Consider the following 5,036-nt stretch of genomic DNA (forward strand, 5'->3'; position numbering starts at 1 on the left):
CGCATCGGCGCCTTCTTCGGCGTCGAGCTGCGCGCGCATGCCGGCCTTGCGGCCGAGGCGCGCGCCGACCGGGTGATGTATGCGGCGCTGGAGCGCGGCCTCTCCTTCAAGGTGGGCGGCGGCAAGGTGCTGACCCTGTGCCCGCGCTGACCGTCACCGATGCCGAGTTCGCCGCGGCGCTGGAGCGTCTCGAGGCGGCGCTGGAGGCGGCGGCCGCCTAGCGGGCGCCCCCCCGCTCTTGCTGCCGCCATCGCCCGCCTCGTCCCGGCACGCCCCCGGAGTGGCGGGCCGTTCGTCACGGGCGCCGATGGCGCATGGCGTCGAGATAGGCGATCAGGTCACCAAGGTCCCGCTCCGGGATGATGGCGGCGTCGAAGCCCGGCATGCGCCGCTCGGGCCAGGTGCGCACCGCCGCCGGATCGCGGATGAGCGTGCGCAGCGCCTCGGGCCGGAAGTATTCCGTCGGGTTCATGGGCAGGTTGAGGTCCGGGCCGATGGTGCTCTCGCCGCCGCCGTTCATCTGGTGGCACGGCATGCAATGGTGGATGAAGACCGTGAGGCCGCGCCGCGCCGGCGCATCGGCGGGAAACGAAGGCGCGACATCGATCTGCGGCCAGCGCACCAGCGGGTCGAGCGCGCTCTCGATGCTCGCCACCTGATAGGCCCAGTGCTCGCTGCTGACGCGCCCGGCATGCGGGTTCTGCCAGACGATGTAGAACGGCCCCGCGGTGGCGGTCTTTCCCTTGAGCTTCGGCCAGGGCGCGTGCTGCGGCTCCACCGCCACGAAGGCGCGCGCGCGTCCGGGCCGCCCCTCCGTCGAAGAGGCCGGCGGGATAATGGGCGACGAAGCCGTCGAGCGCCTTCACCTCGATGGGCGCGTCGGTCGGGATGCCGGCCTCCTTCAGGAGCGCGAGCACCGGCACGGCGCGGTAGGTCGCGCGTCCGCCATAGGCGATGTCGGAGGGCACCGTCACCGACACCGCATCCGGCCGGGCGAGCAATTGGGCGGCGGTATAGGTGCGCGCCGCGCCATCCGCCTTCAGAGAGAGAACCGGCTCTGACCGCGCCGGCGCCCCGAGAAGGATGAGAGCGAGCGCGCAGGCGAGCGCCGCCATGAGCCGTCCGAGCATGATCCCTCCTGCATCCGCATCGTCTGCGAGCATGTCATGCCCCGGCGCGTCGGGGAATCCAGGCGGCGACCAGGCCAGCCGACACGTCCTGACGCCGCGCGCAAGCAGCTTGGTGGATGCCCCGGACAAGCCGGGGCATGACGGGGGTGAGATTTCCCCGCCCTCGCCCCTCGCCCCGCCGTCGCCCTCCGGCTTGACCGGAGGGCCCATCCCTCGGCCGGGTGCGGCGCGAGGCAGGATGCATGGATGCTCCGGTCAAGCCGGAGCATGACGGCGGTTTGGACGGGAAAGCCCTACTCTTCTTGGACCGCCGTCATTCCCCGACTCGTCCGGGGATCCATGCCGCGGCCGGGCCGGCGATTGGGCTTCGGCGGCAGGGTGGCGGCTTGGTGGATGCCCCGGACAAGCCGGGGCATGACGATGCGGAAATGGGTCCGCCGGAACAGCCTGCTCCCCCGCTCATCAGGCGTCATCCCCCGGCTTGTCCGGGGGATCCACTCCGCGGCCGGGCCGGCGATTGGGCTTCGGCGGCAGGGTGGCGGCCCGGCGGAAGCCACGGCCGCGCCGGGGCATGACGGGGCGAGGATGGCCTGCCGCACACAGGGCGCGCTTGAATTTATTAGACGGTCGGTCTAATTATTTGCCCATGGACGCCGCCACCTCCCCGCCGCGCAAGCGCGGTCGCCCGCCGAAGGCGCCCGACGCCCCGAGCGACACCCGCGAGACGCTGGTGCGCGCCGGACTGGTGGCGCTCACGGAGAAGGGCTTCTCCGCGACCGGCATCGACGAGGTGCTGAGCGGGGTCGGCGTGCCCAAGGGGTCTTTCTATCACTACTTCAAGAGCAAGGAGGCGTTCGGCGCCGAGCTGATCGACCGCTACGCCGCCTATTTCGCCGCCCGCCTCGACCGCCATTTCGCCGACGAGACCCTGACGCCGCTGGCGCGGCTGGAGGCCTTCACCCGCTCGGCCGAGGCTTCGATGGCGCGGCACGATTTCCGGCGCGGCTGCCTGGTGGGCAATCTCGGCCAGGAGATGGGGGCGCTGCCCGAGGCCTTCCGCCGCCGGCTCGCCGATGTGTTCGCCGACTGGCAGGCGCGCACCGCCGCCTGCCTTGCCCGCGCCCAGGCGGCCGGCGAGATCGATCCCGACCGCAACCCGGACCAGCTCGCCGCTTTCTTCTGGATCGGCTGGGAGGGCGCGGTGCTGCGGGCCAAGCTGGAACGCACCAACGACCCGCTGCGCACCTTCGCCGAGGGCTTCTTCGCCCTGGTGCGCGGATAGCATCGCGGACCGCCACCCAACTGGAAACGCAAGGAGACATCATGCGCGCCATCGTCGTGGAGAAGACAGACGCCGGACAGAGCGTCGCCCTCAAGACGTTCGAGGAAGCCGACCTGATGGACGGCGACGTCACCGTCCGCGTCACCCACTCGACGCTGAACTACAAAGACGGCCTCGCGCTCACCGGCCGCGGGCCGGTGGTGCGCCGCTTTCCCATGATCCCCGGCATCGACTTCGCCGGCGTGGTGGAGCACTCCGACAGCGACGCCTTCAAGCCGGGCGACGCCGTGATCCTGAACGGCTGGGGCACCGGCGAGACCCATCTCGGCGCCTATGCGGAGAAGTCGCGCGTGAAGGCCGACTGGCTGGTGCCCCTGCCCGCCGGGCTCTCCCCGGCCCAGGCCATGGCCATCGGCACCGCCGGCTACACCGCCATGCTCTCGGTGATGGCGCTGGAGCGCCACGGCCTCACGCCCGAGCACGGCCCGGCGGTGGTCACGGGCGCGGCCGGCGGCGTCGGCTCGGTCGCCATCTCGCTCCTGGCGGGCGCCGGCTGGCACGTCATCGCCTCCACCGGCCGCGAGCAGGAGGCGGACTATCTCAAGGGCCTCGGCGCCAAGGAGATCATCGCCCGGCAGGAGCTGTCCGGCCCTGCCCGGCCGCTCGCCAAGGAGCGCTGGGCGGCGGGCGTCGATTCCGTCGGCACCAACACGCTCGCCAATCTGCTGGCCATGACGCGCTATGGCGGCGCCATCGCCGCCTGCGGCCTCGCCGGCGGCATGGACCTGCCCACCTCGGTGGCGCCCTTCATCCTGCGCGGCGTGGCGCTGCTCGGCATCGATTCGGTGATGGCGCCCAAGGCCCGGCGCCTGGAGGCGTGGGCGCGCCTCGCGCGCGACCTCGACCATGCCAAGCTCGCCGCCATGACCACCACCGTCCCCCTCGACGAGGTGATCGCCAAGGGCGCCGACATCCTCGACGGCAAGGTGCGCGGCCGCGTGGTGGTGGAGATCGCGCCCTGAGCCGCCGGTTCGGCAACGGCGCCCTCGCCCGCAAGGGCGAGGGCGTGACCCGGCGGGAGCGGCGCAGGGCCGCCCCCCTTTTCCCCCCGGGGCGGTCCGTTCGCTCTAGATTTTGCCCCCATGAGCACATCCCCTCGCACGCCGTTGCCCGCCTCCATCGACGCCGCCGGCGACCTGCTGCGGGCGGCCGGCTACGTGGCCGACCGCGCGCTCTCGACCGTGGTGTTCCTGGCGCTGCGCATGGGCCGGCCGCTGCTGCTGGAGGGCGAGGCCGGGGTCGGCAAGACCGAGGTGGCGAAGACGCTCGCCGCCGCGCTGGGGCGCCGCCTCATCCGCCTGCAATGCTATGAGGGGCTCGACCTCTCCGCCGCGGTCTATGACTGGAACTATGCCGGGCAGATGATCGCCATCCGCCTCGCCGAGGCCGCCGGCGAGCGCGACAAGGACGCCATCGCCGCCGACGTGTTCTCGCAGCGTTTTCTGCTGCGCCGGCCGCTGCTCGAGGCGCTGGAGCCCCACGCGGAAGGCCCGCCGGTGCTGCTGGTGGACGAATTGGACCGCACCGACGAGGCGTTCGAGGCGTTCCTGCTGGAAGTGCTCTCCGACTTCCAGGTGACGATCCCGGAGCTCGGGACGGTGAAGGCCGCGGCGGCGCCCATCGTCGTCCTCACCTCCAACCGCACGCGCGAGATCCACGACGCGCTGAAGCGGCGCTGCCTCTACCACTGGGTGGACTATCCCGACGCCGCGCGCGAGCTCGCCATCCTGCGCGCCCGCCTGCCCGGCGTGCCGGCGCGGCTCTCGGCCCAGGTGGTGGGCTTCGTGGAGGCGCTGCGGCGCGAGGACCTCTTCAAGGTGCCGGGCGTCGCCGAGACGCTGGACTGGGCCGCGGCGCTGGTGGAACTGGACGCCGTGGCGCTCGATCCCGCCACGGTGGGCGACACGCTGGGCGTGCTGCTCAAGTACCAGGACGACATCGCCAAGACCTCCGCGCCGGTGATCGAGCGCCTGGTCGTCGAGGCGCGCACGCGGGCCGCGGCGCTGTGACCGAGCGGGGGGCGGCCCCTGCTGCGCCCGTGCCCGGCGGCCGGCTCGCCGACAACATCGCCTTCTTCGGCCGTGCGCTGCGCGCCGCCGGCATGAAGGTGGGGCCGGGGCGACATCCTCGATGCGGTGGCGGCGGTGGAGGCGGCCGGCGTCGCACGAGGGACGACCTCTATTGGACGCTCCATGCGGTGCTGGTCTCGCGCCACGAGGACAGCCTTGTGTTCGACCAGGCGTTCCGCCTGTTCTGGAAGAAGCGCGGCCACCAGGAGCGCCTGATCGCGCTGCTCTCCCCTGCCGCCGTGCCCGCGCGCGAGGAGAAGCGTGAAAGCGTCCTGCGGCGGGTGGAGGAGGCGCTGTTCTCCGGCATCGGTGAGGAGAAGAGGCCCGACGCCCCGCCCAGGCTCGAAGTGGAGGCCCGCCTGCTCGCCTCCAGCGAGGACGTGCTGCGCACCCGGGATTTCGCGCAGATGTCGGCCGCCGAACTGGCCGCGGCGCGCCGGCGCATCGCCGCGCTCAAAATGCCCGACGACCGCGCCCGCACCCCGGCGCCTCGCC

Annotated in this window: 4 protein-coding genes and 1 pseudogene; 4 read left to right on the top strand and 1 reads right to left on the bottom strand. The window is 72.6% G+C overall.

All coding sequences use genetic code 11. The features are described 5' to 3' along the window. Positions 1 to 295: 295 nt before the first annotated feature. Positions 296 to 784 carry a c-type cytochrome gene (locus AC2W7M_RS19530; protein WP_486134213.1) on the bottom strand — a complete coding sequence of 163 codons (489 nt, stop codon included), beginning with the start codon at positions 782 to 784 and terminating at the stop codon, positions 296 to 298. A gap of 992 nt (positions 785 to 1,776) precedes the next feature. Between AC2W7M_RS19530 and acuR the strand changes: the two genes are divergently transcribed. From acuR to AC2W7M_RS19550, 4 genes and pseudogenes are all read left to right on the top strand, one after another. Beyond that, positions 1,777 to 2,412: an acrylate utilization transcriptional regulator AcuR gene (gene acuR, locus AC2W7M_RS19535; RefSeq protein WP_486134214.1), complete on the top strand. Its 636-nt coding sequence runs from the start codon at positions 1,777 to 1,779 to the stop codon at positions 2,410 to 2,412. 41 nt (positions 2,413 to 2,453) lie between these two features. Then, positions 2,454 to 3,434, top strand: coding sequence for an acrylyl-CoA reductase (NADPH) (gene acuI / locus AC2W7M_RS19540; RefSeq protein ID WP_486134216.1), 981 nt, complete (start codon positions 2,454 to 2,456; stop codon positions 3,432 to 3,434). Positions 3,435 to 3,554: 120 nt separating this feature from the next. Beyond that, a complete protein-coding gene (locus tag AC2W7M_RS19545; protein ID WP_486134218.1) occupies positions 3,555 to 4,481 on the top strand; it encodes an AAA family ATPase in 927 nt (308 codons plus the stop codon). Between the two features lie 29 nt (positions 4,482 to 4,510). Then, a pseudogene (locus tag AC2W7M_RS19550) lies at positions 4,511 to 5,036 on the top strand (VWA domain-containing protein); the annotation flags it as partial.

It is taken from the genome of Xanthobacter sp. BG11Y11_SDJG (assembly GCF_057364445.1).